Source organism: Streptomyces sp. NPDC032126 (assembly GCF_055580085.1).
This window is the reverse complement of sequence record NZ_JBVIMA010000001.1, coordinates 1-18,547: the sequence shown is the minus strand read 5'-3', so window position 1 is coordinate 18,547 and position 18,547 is coordinate 1. Positions and strand designations below refer to the sequence as shown.

At 70.3% G+C, this 18,547-nt stretch carries 11 protein-coding genes, 1 tRNA gene, 1 rRNA gene and 1 pseudogene; 1 reads left to right on the top strand and 13 read right to left on the bottom strand.

Features of this window, described 5'->3' with window-relative positions; all coding sequences use genetic code 11:
* Positions 1-14 precede the first annotated feature (14 nt).
* The 10 genes from ACZ5NW_RS00070 to ACZ5NW_RS00025 form a co-directional block, all read right to left on the bottom strand.
* Entirely contained in the window at positions 15-284 is a 270-nt protein-coding gene (locus ACZ5NW_RS00070) for a hypothetical protein (protein WP_468741385.1), read from the bottom strand.
* An 89-nt stretch (positions 285-373) separates the two neighbouring features.
* Positions 374-844: a Dps family protein gene (locus tag ACZ5NW_RS00065; protein ID WP_468741384.1), complete on the bottom strand. Its 471-nt coding sequence runs from the start codon at positions 842-844 to the stop codon at positions 374-376.
* Between the two features lie 193 nt (positions 845-1,037).
* Complete coding sequence (locus tag ACZ5NW_RS00060; protein ID WP_167997591.1) at positions 1,038-1,418, bottom strand: helix-turn-helix domain-containing protein; 381 nt, start codon at positions 1,416-1,418, stop codon at positions 1,038-1,040.
* Positions 1,419-1,527: 109 nt separating this feature from the next.
* Entirely contained in the window at positions 1,528-2,073 is a 546-nt protein-coding gene (locus tag ACZ5NW_RS00055) for a CinA family protein (protein WP_468741383.1), read from the bottom strand.
* On the bottom strand, positions 2,070-2,798 hold the full coding sequence (pgsA, locus tag ACZ5NW_RS00050) for a CDP-diacylglycerol--glycerol-3-phosphate 3-phosphatidyltransferase (protein WP_468741382.1): 729 nt from the start codon (positions 2,796-2,798) through the stop codon (positions 2,070-2,072). The genes ACZ5NW_RS00055 and pgsA overlap by 4 nt, the downstream gene beginning before the upstream one ends.
* Entirely contained in the window at positions 2,795-4,264 is a 1,470-nt protein-coding gene (rimO, locus tag ACZ5NW_RS00045) for a 30S ribosomal protein S12 methylthiotransferase RimO (RefSeq protein WP_468741381.1), read from the bottom strand. The genes pgsA and rimO overlap by 4 nt, the downstream gene beginning before the upstream one ends.
* 85 nt (positions 4,265-4,349) lie before the next feature.
* A complete protein-coding gene (locus tag ACZ5NW_RS00040) occupies positions 4,350-5,186 on the bottom strand; it encodes a helix-turn-helix domain-containing protein (protein WP_468741380.1) in 837 nt (278 codons plus the stop codon).
* A 259-nt stretch (positions 5,187-5,445) separates the two neighbouring features.
* A complete protein-coding gene (locus ACZ5NW_RS00035; protein WP_468741379.1) occupies positions 5,446-8,160 on the bottom strand; it encodes a DNA translocase FtsK in 2,715 nt (904 codons plus the stop codon).
* A gap of 124 nt (positions 8,161-8,284) precedes the next feature.
* Positions 8,285-8,968: a response regulator gene (locus ACZ5NW_RS00030; protein ID WP_468741378.1), complete on the bottom strand. Its 684-nt coding sequence runs from the start codon at positions 8,966-8,968 to the stop codon at positions 8,285-8,287.
* A 273-nt stretch (positions 8,969-9,241) separates the two neighbouring features.
* Positions 9,242-14,710 carry a HAMP domain-containing protein gene (locus ACZ5NW_RS00025; RefSeq protein ID WP_468741377.1) on the bottom strand — a complete coding sequence of 1,823 codons (5,469 nt, stop codon included), beginning with the start codon at positions 14,708-14,710 and terminating at the stop codon, positions 9,242-9,244.
* 375 nt (positions 14,711-15,085) lie between these two features.
* Between ACZ5NW_RS00025 and ACZ5NW_RS00020 the strand changes: the two genes are divergently transcribed.
* Positions 15,086-17,827: a SpoIIE family protein phosphatase gene (locus tag ACZ5NW_RS00020; RefSeq protein ID WP_468741376.1), complete on the top strand. Its 2,742-nt coding sequence runs from the start codon at positions 15,086-15,088 to the stop codon at positions 17,825-17,827.
* Positions 17,828-17,888: 61 nt separating this feature from the next.
* Here the strand turns inward: ACZ5NW_RS00020 and ACZ5NW_RS00015 are convergent.
* The 3 genes and pseudogenes from ACZ5NW_RS00015 to rrf form a co-directional block, all read right to left on the bottom strand.
* Positions 17,889-17,961: transfer RNA gene (locus tag ACZ5NW_RS00015), tRNA-Thr, on the bottom strand.
* 74 nt (positions 17,962-18,035) lie between these two features.
* A pseudogene (locus tag ACZ5NW_RS00010) lies at positions 18,036-18,393 on the bottom strand (DegT/DnrJ/EryC1/StrS family aminotransferase); the annotation flags it as partial.
* A gap of 49 nt (positions 18,394-18,442) precedes the next feature.
* Positions 18,443-18,547 (bottom strand): 5S ribosomal RNA (rrf, locus tag ACZ5NW_RS00005); the annotation flags it as partial.

The following is an 18,547-nucleotide window of genomic DNA, read 5'->3' as shown; positions in this document are numbered from 1 at the left end:
CCACACTGCCGATGTCACGGATCCGCGAGCCCGGAACCACCGGCGCTGCCGGTCGTCCCACGCTCGCCCCGCCAAGCCGCCCGCCACCGCCCCTGCGCCAGGGCCCCGACGGCGCGCGCCTTCGGTACGCAGTGGACCGGCAGCAGGCTAAGCCCCCATCCCCCGGCCGCGACGGCTCCTTCGACGAGCCCGGCGCCAGGGGCGACGACGAGTCGCACGGCGGCCCACCACCACACCGCCCCGAGCCCCAGCTGGAGCCACCGGCGCACTGTTCGCCCGACCACGGCCACCACCTCCGCCCCACCGGAACGACACCCGCAGGAACACCGAGGCCCGTATCCCCAGGCCCCGCAGGCGCCCCCGCCCCCAGCCCTCAAACATTCTCGGCCTGGAACATCCAGTGGTGCTTCTCCAGATCCGCGGTGATGCCGATGAGAAGGTCCTGGCTCACGGGATCCGCGTCCCCGGTGGCCGCCACCCGTTCCCTCATACGAGTGATCACCGCACCCAGTGCGGCCACCAGCGCCCCGACCGCGACCGTGTCCTTGACCCATCCGGCGTCCACCGCGCCGATCCCGCTGCCGGCGGCGACCGTCGCCGCCCGCGCGTCCGGGGACACCCCGAGCGCAGAGGCCCGCTCGGCCACGGTGTCGGAGTGGAGGCGGGCACTGTCCACGACCTCGTCGAGCTGGAGGTGGATGGACCGGAAGCGGGGCCCCACGACGTTCCAGTGGACCTGCTTGGCGACGAGTGAGAGATCGACCAGGTCGACGAGCGCCCCCTGGAGCGCCCCGGCCACCGTCTTCAGATCGGCTTCGGACAACGGGCTCTTCACGCCGTACATGCAGGACCTCCGGGTCGTCACCAGCCCCCGCCACGCCCTCCACGATGACCGCACCACCGGACACCGGCAAACGCACACCCAGGCGCCGGACAGCAAGAAGCCCGGGAACGCGAAAAGCCCCGGCCACCCTCCCCGGGTCTCCCCGGAGAAGCCCCGGCCGGGGCCTCACCTACGCCTGTGTCGGCTCACACACTCACGCGGCGACCACGTCGACCGCCTCGGCGGGAGCCTTGATGGTCACCCGTTCCGGTGGCACACCGGTCACCGACACGGAACCCAGCATCGGACGAACCGGCGTGGGCACAGGTTCGCTGGGGGTGGCCGCAGCAGACTGGGCCAGCTCCGCGAGGGCGAGCTCGTCGCTCACTTCCCGCATGAGCTCGGACATCCGTACGTCCAGCGCGTCGCAGATGGCGGCGAGCAGCTCGGAGGAAGCCTCCTTCTGCCCCCGCTCCACCTCGGAGAGATAGCCGAGCGAGACTCGGGCGGACGAGGAGACTTCGCGCAGAGTACGGCCCTGGCGCTGGCGCTGCCGACGCAGCACGTCACCCAGCAGGCGACGGAGCAGAATCATCGGTGGCTCCCTCCTCGGACCGCGTAGCCGCATCCTTCACGCCCCACCGTACCGCCTCGCGCTGCGGCCGTGCGGGGAGCGATGTCGTGTTCACTCAGGGCTGCAAACATCAAAACCCCCCGTTCTGTTCCGTATCCTGTGCCCGCTCATTCCCGGTGAGTTCGCCCGCAAGCTCTTTCAGGAGCAGTGCGAGTACGCTCCGTACACTCTCTCTACGGATTTCCGCGCGGTCGCCGTTCAACCTCAGGGCCTCCACTTTTCCGCCAGCGGCGGAACCGGAACCAGGGCCGAACGGCCCGTCCACGGCGACGAAGACGGTGCCCACGGGCCGGCCGTCCTGCGGCTCGGGGCCGGCCACTCCGGTGGTCGCGATGCCCCAGTCCGCGCCGAGCGCCGCGCGCACTCCGGCCGCCATCTGGGCCGCGACCTGCGCGTCCACCGCGCCACGGGCGGCGAGCAGGTCGGCGTCGACGCCGAGCACGGCGTGCTTGAGCTCGGTGGCGTAGGCGGTCACGGAGCCCCGGAAGGCCTTGGACGCCCCGGGGACCGCGGTGATCTCCGCCGCTACGAGACCACCGGTCAGGGACTCGGCCACGGCGAGGCTCTCGCCCCTCACCGTGAGTAGTCGCACCACGTCGGCGGCCGTGGAACTCACGCTTCCGTCTCCTCCGGCGCTGTCTCGCGCGCGGCGATTCCCCGCCTGCGCAGCACAATGGCCTGTCTCACATAGTCGAGCCCGGTGACGACGGTCAGGACGACCGCCACGGCCATCACCCACCACCTCAGGGTCGCCAGCCATCCCGTCAGCACCAGGATGTACATGCCGACCGCCACGCCCTGCGAGAGCGTCTTCAGCTTGCCGCCCCGGCTCGCCGGGATCACGCCGTACCGGATGACGAGAAAACGCAGCAGGGTGATCCCGAGTTCCCGGCCGAGGATGACGATCGTCACCCACCACGGCAGGTCGCCCAGCCCGGAGAGACAGATCAGCGCCGCTCCCATGATCGCCTTGTCGGCGATGGGGTCGGCGATCTTCCCGAAGTCGGTGACGAGGTTGTACGTGCGCGCCAGATGCCCGTCGAACAGGTCGGTGATCATCGCGACGGAGAAGGCCGCCCAGGCGAAGGAACGCCAGGCCGGGTCGTGTCCGCCCTCGGCCAGCATCAGCACGACGAATCCGGGCACCAGCATGAGCCGCAGCATGGTCAGCAGGTTGGCGACGTTCCACAGGCTCGCCTGGTTGACGGCGGCGGCCGCCAGCTTCGCGCCCCGGGGCGGCCGGTCGCCGTCGTTCCCGCCGCGCGCGGGACGGTCGCCGGCGGAGGGCGTCTGGTTCGCGTGCGAGGAGCCGCCCGCGGCCGATGCCGGGACACCCGTCATCTGCCCGCCTCCTCGTGACACCCGGACGAGCCCGGCAGGGGCTCGGCGACCAGGTCGACGCCTTCGGTGCCGACCACCTTCGCCTCGACCATACGACCGACGCTCAGGGACTCGCCGCTCGTGAGGCGCACCTGGCCGTCGGTCTCCGGCGCCTGGTGGGCCGCACGGCCGTACACGCCGTCCTCCTCGAAGGACTCGACGAGCACGCGCACGGTCTCGCCGACGCGCTCCTCGGCGCGCTGCGAGACGAGTTCCTCGGCGAGCCGGGAGATGTGGGCGAGGCGTTCGGCGACGACGTCCTCGTCGAGCTTGCCGTCGTAGGTCGCCGCCTCGGTGCCCTCCTCGTCGGAGTAGCCGAAGACGCCGATGGCGTCCAGGCGGGCGTGGGTGAGGAAGCGCTCCAGTTCGGCCAGGTCGGCCTCGGACTCGCCGGGGAAGCCCACGATGAAGTTGGAGCGCACGCCCGCCTCGGGCGCCTTGCTCCGGATGGTGTCGAGCAGTTCCAGGAAGCGGTCGGTGTCGCCGAAGCGGCGCATCGCGCGCAGGACGTCGGGCGCGGAGTGCTGGAAGGAGAGGTCGAAGTAGGGGGCGACCTTGGGCGTGGAGGTCAGCACGTCGATCAGACCGGGCCGCATCTCGGCGGGCTGGAGGTAGCTGACGCGCACCCGCTCCAGGCCGTCGACCTCGGCCAGCTCGGGCAGCAGCGACTCCAGCAGGCGGATGTCGCCGAGGTCCTTGCCGTAGGAGGTGTTGTTCTCGGAGACCAGCATGATCTCCTTGACGCCCTGTTCGGCCAGCCACCGGGTCTCGTTGAGCACGTCGCTCGGGCGGCGGGAGATGAAGGAGCCGCGGAAGGACGGGATGGCGCAGAAGGAGCAGCGGCGGTCGCAGCCGGAGGCGAGCTTGACGGAGGCGACCGGGGCGCCGTCGAGGCGGCGGCGCAGGGGCGCGCGGGGGCCGGACCGCGGGGCGAGACCGTCCGGAAGGTCGGTCGGGGCGCCGTGCCCCGGCAGGGCCACGTCGGTCGCCGTCTGCCGCTCGGCGGGGCTGATGGGGAGCAGCTTGCGGCGGTCGCGCGGGGTGTGCGCGGCGTGGATGCCGCCGCTCAGGATGGTCTGGAGCCGGTCGGAGATGTCGGCGTAGTCGTCGAAGCCGAGCACGCCGTCGGCCTCGGGGAGGGCGTCGGCGAGCTCCTTGCCGTACCGCTCGGCCATGCAGCCCACGGCCACGACGGCCTGGGTTCTGCCGTGGCCCTTGAGGTCGTTGGCTTCCAGGAGGGCGTCGACGGAGTCCTTCTTCGCGGCTTCGACGAAGCCGCAGGTGTTCACGACGGCGACATCGGCGTCCTCGGCGGACTCCACGAGCTGCCAGCCGTCCGCCTCCAAACGGCCTGCGAGCTCCTCCGAGTCCACCTCGTTACGGGCGCAGCCAAGGGTGACGAGTGCGACGGTACGGCGTTCAGGCATGGGCTCAAGACTACTTTGTCCCACCGGCACCGAACGTCGACGGGGTTGGCCAAGATCGCCAACCCCGTCCGCGCGCGGTGCGGTCTCAGCCGACCTGCGGGTCGCCCTTCGTGTAGGTCAGGCGTTCCACGGCGCCCGGCTGGAAGTCCTCGTCTAGCTTCTTGCCGTTCACGTACAGGTCGATCGCCCCGGCGTCACCGAGGACCAGGTTGATCTTCTGGCTGTCCTGGAAGGTCTTGGACTCGCCCTGCTTGAGCAGCCCGTCGAAGAGCAGCCGGCCGTTGTGGCCCTTGACGGCGATCCAGCTGCGGCCGTCGGTGGCGCTGACCTGGACGGTGACCTTGTCCTGGGGGGCGGCGGCGATGGCGCTGTCGGAGGGGGCGGGGGTGTGGTCGGCGGGCTTGTCGGTCTTCGGCGTGGCGTCGGCGGACTTGGTCGCCGCGGGCGTGCTGCCCTCGGCCACCTGGTCCTTCGCGCCGTCGCCGTCGCCGCCCTTGAAGGCGGTGAAGCCGACGAATCCGATCACCGCGACGATCGCGGCGACCATGGCGGCGGTCCAGTTGGGCCCGCGCCGCTCGGGGCGGATGCGTTCCGCTTCGAACAGCGGTGCGGCCGGGGTCGGCGCGGGACGGCCGCCGTGGGCGGCGTCGTACCGCGCGATCAGCGGGGCGGGATCGAGGTGGACGGCCCGGGCCAGGGTCCGGATGTGGCCGCGCGCGTAGACGTCGCCGCCGCAGGGCGCGAAGTCGTCGGCCTCGATCGCGTGGATGATCGCGATCCGGACGCGGGTGGCGGTACTGACGTCGTCGACGGTCAGCCCGGCCGCGATGCGGGCCTGGCGCAGCGCGCGACCGATGGAGGGGGCGTCCTCGGACGCGTCTTCGAACGGACGCTCGTCTTCAGGGGAGTTGCCGATGGACACGGGGGCGCCTTTCGAGCGTGTAGCCACCTGTGCTGGAGGTTCAGTCTAGGGGGGGTGCGAAAGGGTGGGGCAACCGGGCGGTGGGACTTTGTACGCCATCGGTATGGCCGGACACACCGATGGTCGGCCAGGTACGGACCCCGAGGATGGGACCCGGACCTGTCCTCTCGCTCAACTTGACGTGCGACAAAGGGAAACGGTTGCCCGCGGCTCTCTAACGGGTGAGTCACGGCGGACTCGCCCTTGGGTCACGAGATGCCTACCCGCCCTCCCCGCGGATCACCGCGAGTACTCCGTCCAGTTCATCCGGCTTGACCAGGACGTCACGCGCCTTGGATCCCTCGCTGGGCCCGACGATGTTCCGGGACTCCATGAGGTCCATCAGCCGTCCCGCCTTGGCGAAGCCGACGCGCAGCTTGCGCTGCAGCATGGACGTCGACCCGAACTGCGTGGAGACGACCAGTTCGGCCGCCTGGCACAGCAGGTCGAGGTCGTCGCCGATGTCCTCGTCGATCTCCTTCTTCTGCTTGGTCCCGACGGTGACGTCGTCCCGGAAGACCGGCGCCATCTGGTCCTTGCAGTGCTGGACGACCGCCGCGACCTCGCCCTCGGTGACGAAGGCGCCCTGCATGCGGGTGGGTTTGTTCGCGCCCATGGGCAGGAACAGCCCGTCGCCCTTGCCGATGAGCTTCTCGGCGCCCGGCTGGTCGAGGATGACCCGCGAGTCCGCCAGGGACGAGGTGGCGAACGCGAGCCGTGAGGGCACGTTCGCCTTGATCAGACCGGTGACGACGTCGACCGAGGGGCGCTGGGTGGCGAGCACCAGGTGGATGCCGGCCGCGCGCGCGAGCTGGGTGATGCGCACGATCGAGTCCTCGACGTCGCGCGGCGCGACCATCATCAGGTCGGCGAGCTCGTCGACGATCACCAGCAGGTACGGGTACGGCTGGAGCACCCGCTCGCTGCCCTCGGGCGCCTTGACGGTCCCCTCACGCACGGCCTTGTTGAAGTCGTCGATGTGCCGGTAGCCGTACGCGGCGAGGTCGTCGTAGCGCAGGTCCATCTCGCGTACGACCCACTGGAGGGCCTCGGCGGCCCGCTTGGGATTGGTGATGATGGGCGTGATCAGGTGCGGGATGCCCTCGTACGCGGTGAGCTCGACGCGTTTGGGGTCGACGAGGATCATCCGGACGTCCTCGGGGGTGGCCCGCATCATGACCGAGGTGATCAGGCAGTTGATGCAGGACGACTTGCCGGAGCCGGTGGCGCCGGCGACCAGCATGTGCGGCATCTTCGCCAGCGAGTGCATGACGTAGCCGCCCTCGACGTCCTTGCCGAAGGCGACCAGCATCGGGTCGTCGTCCTCCGCCGACTCGGCGAGCCGCAGCACGTCGCCGAGGTTGACCATCTCCCGGTCGGTGTTCGGGATCTCGATGCCGACCGCCGACTTGCCGGGGATCGGGCTGATGATCCGTACGTCCGGGCTGGCGACGGCGTACGCGATGTTCTTGGTGAGGGCGGTGATCCGCTCGACCTTCACGGCGGGGCCGAGCTCGACCTCGTAGCGCGTGACCGTCGGACCGCGGGTGAAGCCGGTGACGGCGGCGTCGACCTTGAACTCGGAGAAGACGTTCGTCAGCGCGGCGACGACGGCGTCGTTGGCGGCGCTGCGGGCCTTGCCGGGTCCCCCGCGCGTGAGGAGGTCCAGGGAGGGGAGCGCGTAGGTGATGTCGCCGGAGAGCTGGAGCTGCTCGGCGCGCGGCGGCAGGTCGCGCGTCTCCTGCGGGGCCGACTTGGTCAGGTCGGGCACGATGCCCGAGGTGAGCTTCTCCTGCTTCGGGCGCGCGGCCGGGCTCGGCACGGGCGTCGGTGTGGTCGGCTCGCGGTCGCCCACGCTGACGCCCTGGGTGAGGTCGGCGACGATCGGCGAGGGCGGCATGCCGTGCAGGACGGCCCCGTCGAGGTCGGCGGCGGCAGCCGCGGCGATGTCCACGGCGTCCATGCGGCGGTCCATCGCGGGCTGCGGCACCGCGGAGCGGCGGGGGCGGCGGCGCCGGGTGAGGGCCTCCTCCTCGGCGCTGTCGGGGTCGTAGGACGGGGAGGCGCCCGGGCGTCTGCGGGAGCGCGCGGGCAGTGCCTCGCGCCACTGCTCGTCGTAGCGCGCGTCGTCGTCGCCGTACTCGTCGTCCGTCTCGGACTCGTGGTCGTGCAGCACGCCCAGGCGCACGGCGAGCTGCCGCAGCCGCTGCGGGATGGCGTTGACGGGCGTGGCGGTGACGACCAGCAGGCCGAAGACCGTCAGCAGGACGAGCAGCGGTACGGCGAGGACCTCCGTCATGGCGAAGGTCAGCGGGGTCGCCGCCGCCCAGCCGATGAGGCCGCCGGCGTCCCTTATGGCCTGCATGCCGGCGCTGCGGGCGGGCGAGCCGCATGCGATGTGGACCTGCCCGAGCACGCCGATGACGAGGGCGGACAGACCGATGACGATACGGCCGTTGGCCTCGGGTTTCTCCGGGTGGCGGATGAACCGCACGGCGATCACCGCGAGGAGGATCGGCACGAGCAGGTCCAGACGGCCGAAGGAGCCGGTTACCAGGATCTCGACGAGGTCGCCGACGGGGCCCTTCAGGTCGGCCCAGGTGCCGGCGGCGACGATCAGCGCGAGCCCGAACAGCAGCAGCGCGACGCCGTCCTTGCGGTGGGCCGGGTCGAGGTTCTTGGCGCCGTTCCCTATGCCGCGGAAGACCGCGCCCACGGCGTGCGCCAGGCCGAGCCAGACGGCGCGCACGAGCCGGTACACGCCCCCGGTGGGGCTGGGGGCCGGCGGAGGCGCGGGCTTCTTGGCCGCGGCCTTCTTGGCGGGTGCCTTCTTCGCCGGGGCCTTCTTCGCGGCGGCCTTCTTCGCCGGACCCTTCGCGGGAGCGGCCGCCTTCTTCGCGGGCTGCTTCTTGGCTGCGGAGGGACGTGAGGCCATAGGTGTGAGGTTACCGGTGGAGACGACAGGGGACACGCGTGACCACCGCTTCACCCGTTCGTGTCGCCCTTGGCGCGGCGCGGAGCTGACGCGGACTCACGCACAACTCCGCGCGCCGGTCACATCAGTTCTGCGACGGCACCGAGGCCGGGCCGGTGCCGGTGCCCGGCTCCAGCGCGTCCAGCGCCCGGCGCAGGCCGGTGAGTTTGCGCTCCAGATGGGCCGCCGTGGCCACCGCGGCCGCGTCCGCCGACTCGTCGTCCAGCTGCTTGGACAGCGCCTCGGCCTGCTCCTCGACGGCCGCGAGCCGCGCGCTCAGCTCGGCGAGGAGCCCGGCGGGTTCCTTGGCGCCGCCGGCCGCGGACTTGCCGCCGCCCTCCAACTGGAGCCGCAGCAGCGCCGCCTGCTCGCGCAGCTGGCAGTTCTTCATGTACAGCTCGACGAAGACCGAGACCTTCGCGCGCAGCACCCACGGGTCGAACGGTTTGGAGATGTAGTCGACCGCGCCGGCCGCGTACCCGCGGAAGGTGTGGTGCGGGCCGTGGTTGATCGCGGTGAGGAAGATGATCGGGATGTCCCTGGTGCGCTCCCGGCGCTTGATGTGCGCGGCCGTCTCGAATCCGTCCATTCCCGGCATCTGGACGTCCAGCAGAATGACCGCGAAGTCGTCCGTCAGCAGTGCTTTGAGCGCCTCTTCCCCGGACGATGCCCGCACCAGCGTCTGATCGAGCGCCGAGAGGATCGCCTCCAGCGCCAGCAGATTCTCCGGCCGGTCATCGACCAGGAGGATCTTGGCCTTCTGCACCATGGCCCGCCCTCCTCGCCCCGGCAGTGCACCGGGCGCCGCCCCTGGGGACGACTCCTTTGCGCCGCCCTTCCTTGTGCCGGTCATGGTAGCCGCACCCCGACCGCCGCCACACCCTGTCACCGCGATGTCACTGTGCACGTAGCAGGAACGCAAGCGGAGACCAGAAGGTTCCCCGAATCCCGGGTCCCTACACGGCCTCCGCCACCCTGAGTCAGCAACTCCGCGTGAGCGCCGGGAGTTCCCGTACCTCCCTGTCGCCCCAGGTCATCGCCGTCAGCCCTCCCGCATCCACTGCCGCATCACCGTCAGCAGGTGATCGGGGTCGACCGGCTTCGTGACGTAGTCGGAGGCACCCGACTCGATCGCCTTCTCCCGGTCGCCCTTCATCGCCTTCGCCGTCAGCGCGACGATCGGCAGCCCGGAGAACTGCGGCATCCTGCGGATCGCCGTCGTCGTCGCGTAGCCGTCCATCTCCGGCATCATGATGTCCATCAGGACGACCGCGACGTCGTCGTGCTGCTCCAGGACCTCGATGCCCTCGCGGCCGTTCTCCGCGTACAGCACCGACAGCCCGTGCTGCTCCAGGACGCTCGTCAGCGCGAACACGTTGCGGATGTCGTCGTCGACGATCAGCACCTTCTCGCCGCCGAAGCGCAGCCCCACGCTCGCGTGCGGCGCGCCGTCCTGCTCGGCGCCCGCCCACTGCTCCCCCGGCTCGCCCGCGGCCGCGGAGCGGCGCCGGCGCCGGAAGAGCGCCGCGGCGCCGTTCTGCGTCTCCTGGTACGACTTCACCTCGGCCGGCGTCTCGATGTGCGCCTCGGCCAGCTCGCCCAGCTCGCCGGCCCCGTTCTCCGACGCCACCAGGTCGCCGGCCTCCAGGGCGGGCAGGTTCTGCTGGTAGCCCTGCGGCGGCAGCTCGCTCGGGTGCAGCGGCAGGTACAGCGTGAAGGTGGACCCGCGTCCCGGTTCGCTCTGCGCGTGGATCTCACCGCCGAGCAGCTGCGCGATCTCCCGCGAGATGGACAGCCCCAGGCCCGTACCGCCGTACTTGCGGCTGGTGGTGCCGTCGGCCTGCTTGAACGCCTCGAAGATCACCCGCATCTTGCTGGCCGCGATGCCGATACCGGTGTCGGTCACCGAGAAGGCGATCATCGGCGCGTCCGGGTCGGTCAGCGAACCGGCCTCCAGCAGCTGTTCGCGGATCGACTGCGGCACATCGGCGCCGGAGGGCCGGATGACCAGCTCGACCGATCCGGAGTCGGTGAACTTCACCGCGTTGGACAGCAGGTTGCGCAGCACCTGCAGCAGCCGCTGCTCGTCGGTGTGCAGGGTGGCGGGCAGCTCCGGCGAGACCCGCACCGACAGGTCGAGGCCCTTCTCCGCGGTCAGCGGACGGAAGGTGGCCTCCACGTAGTCGACGAGCTGGACCAGCGCGATGCGCGTCGGGGAGACGTCCATCTTGCCCGCCTCGACCTTCGACAGGTCGAGGATGTCGTTGATCAGCTGGAGCAGGTCGGAGCCGGCGCCGTGGATGGTCTCGGCGAACTCGACCTGCTTCGGCGAGAGGTTGCCCTCGGCGTTGTCGGCGAGCAGCTTGGCCAGGATCAGCAGCGAGTTGAGCGGCGTACGCAGCTCGTGCGACATGTTGGCGAGGAACTCGCTCTTGTAGCGCATGGACACCGCGAGCTGCTCGGCACGCTCCTCCAGGACCTGGCGCGCCTCTTCGATCTCGGTGTTCTTCACCTCGATGTCGCGGTTCTGCTGGGCCAGCAGTTCGGCCTTCTCCTCCAGTTCGGCGTTGGAGGCCTGGAGGGCCTTCTGCCGCTGCTCCAACTCCGCGGAGCGCTCGCGCAGTTGCTCGGTCAGCTCCTGGGACTGCTTCAGCAGCAGCTCCGTCTTGGTGTTGACGGAGATCGTGTTGACGCTGGTCGCGATCATCTCGGCGATCTGGTTGAGGAAGTCCTTCTGGATCGTCGTGAACGGCGTGAAGGAAGCCAGCTCGATCACGCCGAGGACCGTCCCCTCGAACAGCACCGGAAGGACGATCACCTGGGCGGGCGGGGCCTCCCCGAGCCCCGAGGAGATCTTCAGATAGCCGCTGGGCGCGTTCTCGACGAGGATCGTGCGCTTCTCCTCCGCCGCCGTGCCCACGAGCGCCTCACCGGGCCGGAACGACGTCGGCATGGAGCCCATCGAGTAGCCGTACGAGCCCATCATCCGCAGCTCGTACTGGTTCTCCGCGCCCTCGGCGTCCTTGCCTTCGACGAACGGCATGGCGAGGAAGAACGCGCCGTGCTGGGCGGCCACCAGCGGCGGCAGTTCGCTCATGATCAGCGACGCCACGTCCTCCAGGTCGCGCCGGCCCTGCATCAGCGCCGACACGCGCGCGAGGTTGCCCTTGAGCCAGTCCTGCTCCTTGTTGGCGATCGTGGTGTCGCGCAGGTTGGCGATCATCTTGTTGATGTAGTCCTGCAGCTCCTGGATCTCGCCGGACGCGTCGACGTCGATCTTCAGGTTGAGGTCGCCGCGGGTCACCGCGGTCGCCACGCGCGCGATGGCCCGCACCTGACGGGTCAGGTTCCCCGCCATCTCGTTCACGGACTCGGTCAGGTCGCGCCAGGTGCCGTCGACGTCGCGCACGCGTGCCTGGCCGCCCAGCGCCCCCTCGGTGCCCACCTCGCGGGCCACGCGCGTGACCTCCTCGGCGAACGACGACAGCTGGTCGACCATGGTGTTGATCGTCGTCTTGAGTTCGAGGATCTCGCCCCGGGCGTCGATGTCGATCTTCTTGGTCAGATCGCCCTTGGCGATGGCGGTGGTGACCATCGCGATGTTGCGCACCTGGCCGGTCAGGTTGGAGGCCATCTGGTTCACCGACTCGGTGAGGTCCTTCCAGGTGCCCGCCACACCCGGCACATGCGCCTGGCCGCCCAGGATGCCGTCCGTGCCCACCTCACGGGCCACTTTGGTGACCTGGTCGGCGAACGAACTCAGCGTCTTCACCATGGTGTTGAACGTGTCGGCGAGCTGCGCGACCTCACCGCGCGCCTCGATCGTCACCGTACGGGTCAGGTCACCGTTGGCGACCGCCGCCGCGACCTGGGAGATGTTGCGCACCTGCATGGTCAGGTTCTTGGCCATCAGGTTCACGTTGTCGCTGAGGTCCTTCCAGATGCCCGTGACACCCGCCACGTGCGCCTGGCCGCCCAGGATGCCCTCGGTGCCCACCTCACGGGCCACCCGGGTCACCTGCTCGGCGAAGGACGACAGCTGGTCGACCATCGTGTTGACCGTGGTGACCAGCTCAAGGATCTCGCCCTTGGCGTCGACCGTGATCTTCTTCGACAGGTCGCCCTTGGCGACCGCGGTCGTGACCTCGGCGATGTTGCGCACCTGAATGGTCAGGTTGTTCGCCATGAAGTTCACGGACTGGGTGAGGTCCTTCCAGGTGCCGGAGACACCCTGCACCTCGGCCTGACCGCCGAGGATGCCCTCCGTGCCCACCTCACGGGCCACCCGGGTGACCTCCTGGGCGAACGACGACAGCTGGTCGACCATCGTGTTCAGCGTGTTCTTCAGCTCCAGGATCTCCCCGCGCGCGTCCACGGTGATCTTCTGCGAGAGGTCACCGCGCGCCACCGCCGTGGCCACCTGCGCGATGTTCCGCACCTGGGCCGTAAGGTTTCCTGCCATTCCGTTCACGGAGTCGGTCAGGTCCCGCCACACACCGGCCACGCCGGGCACCTGCGCCTGACCGCCCAGGCGCCCGTCGGTGCCCACCTCGCGCGCGACCCGGGTCACCTGGTCCGCGAAGGCGGAGAGCTGGTCGACCATCGTGTTGATGGTGTTCTTCAGCTCCAGGATCTCCCCGCGCGCGTCCACGTCGATCTTCTGCGACAGGTCGCCGCGGGCCACGGCGGTCGTCACCTGGGCGATGTTGCGCACCTGGGAGGTCAGGTTCCCCGCCATCGAGTTGACGGAGTCGGTGAGCTCCTTCCAGGTGCCGGAGACGCCGTCCACGCGCGCCTGACCGCCCAGCCGGCCCTCGGTGCCCACGTCCCGGGCCATCCGCGTCACCTGGTCGGCGAAGCTCGACAGCTGGTCCACCATCGTGTTCACGGTGTTCTTCAGCTGAAGCATCTCGCCCGACACGTCGACGGTGACCTTCTGCGACAGATCGCCGTTGGCCACCGCCGTCGTCACCTGGGCGATGTTCCTCACCTGTCCGGTGAGGTTACGGAACGCCGTGTTGACGGAGTCCGTCAGGTCCTTCCACGTCCCCGCCGCGCCCAGCACCTGCGCCTGGCCGCCCAGCTCGCCCTCGACACCGATCTCGCGCGCGACCCGCGTCACCTCCGAGGAGAACCCGGAGAGCTGGTCGACCATCCCGTTGACGGTGTTCTTCAGCTCCAGCATCTCGCCGGCTACATCGACGGTGATCTTCTGCGACAGATCACCGCTGGCGACCGCCGTCGTCACGGCCGCGATGTCCCGCACCTGGATGGTCAGGTTGCGGAAGACGGTGTTCACCGAGTCGGTGAGGTCCTTCCACGTCCCCGCCGCACCCGGCACGTTCGCCTGGCCGCCCAGCTGGCCCGCCGCGCCGACCTCGTTGGCCACGCGCGTGACCTCGTCGGCGAAGATCCGCAGCGTCTCGGTCATCTGGTTGATCGTGTCGGCGAGCTGCGCGACCTCGCCGCGCGCCGGAACCGTCACCTTCCGTGACAGATCACCGTTGGCGACCGCCGTGGTCACCTCGGCGATCCCGCGCACCTGGGCCGTCAGATTGCCGGCCATGGTGTTCACCGAGTCGGTGAGTTCCTTCCACACCCCATCCACACCGGAGACCTGCGCCTGACCGCCGAGAATGCCCTCGGTGCCCACCTCACGCGCGACCCGCGTCACCTCCGAGGAGAACGCGGAGAGCTGGTCGACCATCGTGTTGACGGTGTTCTTCAGCTCCAGCATCTCGCCGGCGACGTGAACCGTCACCTTCCGTGACAGATCACCCTTGGCGACCGCCGTCGTCACCAACGCGATGTCCCGCACCTGGGCCGTCAGCCGGTACGCCATCGTGTTGACGGACTCCGTCAGGTCCTTCCACGAACCCGACATGCCCCGCACCTGGGCCTGCCCGCCCAGCTTGCCCTCGGTGCCCACCTCGCTGGCCACGCGCGTGACCTCGTCGGTGAACGTCGACAGCTGATCGACAAGGTTGTTTACAGTCCGCCCGACCTTCAGGAACTCCCCGCGCAGCGGATGCCCGTTCCCCTCCGGCGTGTGCGCCCGCAGCTCCATGCGCGGCGACAGATCGCCCTCGGCCACCGCCGACAGCACCCGGCCGACCTCGGCAACGGGCCGTACCAGGTCGTCGACCAGCGCGTTGGAGTGATCGATGGCGGCCGCCCAGGAGCCCTCACAGGCACCCGTTTCCAGCCGTTCCGTGAGCTTTCCCTCACGCCCCACCACCCGCCGTACGCGCGACAGCTCGCCCGTGAGATGCAGATTGCGGTCGGCGACCTCGTTGAAGACCGCCGCGATCTCGGACATCACACCGTCGCCGGACACCGTGAGCCGCTTGCGGAAATTCCCGTCCCGCATCGACACCAGGGCCGCCAGAAGCCGGTTCAGGGCCGCCGTGTCCACCACCGTGGTACCGCCCCGGGACGGTCGCGGCTTGCCCAGGGAGGGTCCGCCTTTCGCGCGCGCCTTAGTGCTCCGCGTCGCTGCGCCAGACTCCACTTGTCCCTCCCGCAGGGGTTCGACCGTTACCGCTGTGCTCAGGTGCTACAGATCGCATACCAGGTACTGCTGCGTATTTCTGCCCGATGTAAACAGGCTGCCGCGGGGCTGCTGCCCCCCGTCCACAGCAAACACCCACTCCGCCCGGACCTTCTCAAGAAGCCTGCCCAGTGTTTCACCCTCACCGAACCAGGCCATAACAGTTCGGCAGCTTCGCACATCGTCCGCACACCCAGGGGGCGGAAACACTGGTGACCGGCATCCGCTCGGGCAGGGAAGGTAAGTAACCTTGCATGCGGCTGTCCAGCCGCGCCGGTCCGACCGGTCTGGGCGGTGGCACGAGCACGAGCGGGCATCGGAGGGGCGGCCGCACACATGACCACCGGACTGATCCCTGGGGGACAGCCCCCGGACCCCCGGCCGACGGGAGCGCGACCGCCCCACCAGCGGCGCGACCCGGACAGCCGGGCAGCCCTGCACGTCGACGACCGGCCGAGGAGTTCTGTGATCACCGCGCGCGCGGCTGCCAGTTTCGAGCCCGTGGGGCGATCGGTAGCGACCGCCCGCTCCTTCGTCCGCGACACGCTCCAGGGCTGGGGCTTCGCCGACATCGTCGACGACGCCGTCGTCCTCACGAGCGAACTCGTGACCAACGCGGTCGTCCACGCGGGCACCCACGCCGACGTCCTGTGCCTGCGCAGCGACGACGGCGTACGCATCGAGGTCGCCGACCGCTACCCGGAGCGCGAGATCCCCCTCCAGGGCTCCCCCGCCACCATGGGCAGCCCCGACCGCGAGGGCGGCCGCGGACTCCAGCTGTGCGCGGCCCTCGCCGGCCGCTGGGGCGTGGAATACACCCCCACCCACAAGAACGTCTGGTTCCAACTCGCCCTCCCCGAGCGCCCCGTCGGCACACGCGCGGCGGGCCCCTCCCTGCCGGCCGACCTCCTGCCGATCGCCGACGGCCGCGTCCGCGTCGCCGTCGTGCAGATCGACCGCACGGCCGCCATCTCCGCGTGGAACGAGGACGCCGAGGAACTCTTCGGCTACCCGGCCGACCAGGTCATCGGCAAGCCGCTCACCGACCTCGCCGCCTGGCCGCACACCCCGGGCACCGGCACCGGCATCGCCGAGGCCCTGCAGCTCTCCCGCTGGGAGGGCAGCTACGGCATCCGCGCCGCCGACGGCCGCGTCACCCCCGTCTACGCCTCCCACCTCCGCGTCCGCGACACCGACGGCGAACCCTCCACCGTCTGCCTCCTGGTCCGCGACCACGAACGAGCGGTCCTGCAGACGCCGCTGCGCATGCCGACGTCCGACCCGGCGCCCACGAGCGACGGCCAGAACACCGACCCCTTCGAGGTGTTCATCGGCTCCCCGGCCCCGGACGACCTCGACGGCCTCCTCCAGCGCACCGTCGAACGCGCCCGCGACATGCTCGACGGCGACTCCGCCTTCCTGCTCCTCGCGACCGACGACGAGACGGAACTGGAGGTCCGCGCCTCCACCGGCCTGCCCTCCGCCCGGCAGCGCTTCGCGCGCGTGCCCGTCGAGGCCGGCCCCGGCCGCTACGGCTCGGCGCGCATGCCGGCCGTCCACGAGGACCTCCTGGCCGTTCCCGGCGCGGTCCCCCTGCTCAACGGCACGGGCATGCGCTCGGTCGTCACCGTCCCCCTCAAGGTCGAGGGCCGCCTCACGGGCTCCCTCGGCGTCGCGGCCGAGTCGCCCGGCCGCTACTCCAACGAGGAGGCGCTGCGCCTGCAGTTCGCCGCCGACCGCATCGCCCTCGCCGTCGAGTCGGCCCGCCTCGGCGAGCTGGAACGCCTGCGCCGCGGCTCGCTCAGCTTCCTCGTCGAGGCGTCCGACCTGCTGGCCGGCACCCTGGACCGCGACCAGACGCTCGCCCTGATGGCCCAGATGACCGTCCCGACCCTCGCCACCTGGTGCGCGGTCTACACGATCGCCGACCAGGCCTCCGAGCCGTATCTGTCGTACGTCCTGCACGAGGACGAGGAACTCATCGACGGCATCAAGTCGTTGCTCTCGAAGATCCCCCCGCCGGACCCGGTCCCCACGCCCGGCGCCCGCGTCTGGCCGGCCCCCGGCGAGGCGGCGCACGACGCGGCCCTGCGCAGCTCGATGCGCAGCCTGGGCCTCACCGGCGGTTCCCCCCATCAGGTCGCCTCGGGCATCGGCCCGACCCTCGCCACCGCCTCCGCGGTCGGCGGCGAGACCGTCGTGCTGCCCCTGGTCGCCCGCAACCGCGTCATCGGCATGCTGACCCTGGGCAAGCCCACCGACGAACACTTCCGCCAGGAAATCCTCGAACTGGCCGAGGACTTGTCCCGCCGGGCGGCCCTCGCCCTGGACAACGCCCGCCTGTACTCGGAGCGCACGGCCATCAGCCAGTCCCTCCAGCGCAGCCTGCTCCCGCCGGAACTGCCGGAGATCGACGGCGTCGAGGTCGAGGTCATCTACCGCGCGGCCGGCGAGGGCAACGAGGTCGGCGGCGACTTCTACGACCTCTTCCCGATCAGCGACGGCGCCTACGGCTTCGCCATCGGCGACGTCTGCGGTACGGGCCCGAACGCGGCGGCGGTGACCGGCCTGGCCCGGCACGCCCTCAGACTCCTCGCCCGGGAGGGCCTCAGCGGTCCCGCGGTCCTGGAGCGCCTCAACTCCGCCATCCTGGACGAGGGCGCCCGCAGCCGCTTCCTGACCCTCCTCTACGGCGAGATGCGCCCCCAGGAGGACGGCAGCGCCGAACTGAAGGTGGTCTGCGCCGGCCACCCGCTCCCGCTGCGACTGCGCCAGGACGGGACGGTGGAGGCGGCCGCCGAACCGCAGCCGCTGCTGGGTGTGCTCGAGGACCTGGAGCTGTACGAGCAGACCCTCACCCTCGACCCGGGCGATGTCCTGCTGTGTGTCACGGACGGCGTCACCGAACGCCGCGAGGGCTCCCGCATGCTCGGCGACGACGGCCTCGCCGACGTCCTGACGACCTGCACGGGCCTGACCGCGGGCGCGGTGGCGGCCCGCATCATGCGCGCCGTGGAACGCTTCGCGTCGGACGCCCCGTCCGACGACATGGCGATCCTCGCGATGCGCGTGGCGTGAGAGGGAAACATGAGAAAGCCCCCGCCCGGAAGGGCGGGGGCTTTCTCATGGATTTCTTCTGAGCCCCCAAACGGAATCGAACCGTTGACCTTCTCCTTACCATGGAGACGCTCTGCCGACTGAGCTATAGGGGCCTGTCGCTTTCGAGGTTTCCCTCGCGGCAACGGAATAGATCATACCCCGAACAAGCCCGCATTCCCAAACGCGTTCAGAAGGCCGGCTGGAGCAGCCCGCCGAGCGCGTTGCAGGCGGCCACGATCCGCTGCATGTCGCGTCGGGTCAGTGCGCCGGAATTCGGGCAGCTTGTGCACCAGTGTCTTCACCGGAACCCAGCAGCCAACTCCCTTGCTCCGCAGGGCCCGTGCGAAGGCGTCCCGATCGGGCCGGCCGTTTCCCGGCACACGCACCACATACTGCTGATACGTGTGGCCGTCCCCGCCGTCCGGCGTCCGCACCCCACGCAACCGGCCCATCTCGGCGGGCCGTCCGAAGCGGTGTACGGCAACGACGGCCGCGGTCCTCGGAGTTACGTCGGCCTCGGCAACTGGGGATGACGGAAAGCAAAAAAGGGTGGAACCCTGGATCGAAATCCGGGGTTCCACCCTTTGAAGAATTGTTCGGCGGTGTCCTACTCTCCCACAGGGTCCCCCCTGCAGTACCATCGGCGCTGTGAGGCTTAGCTTCCGGGTTCGGAATGTAACCGGGCGTTTCCCTCACGCT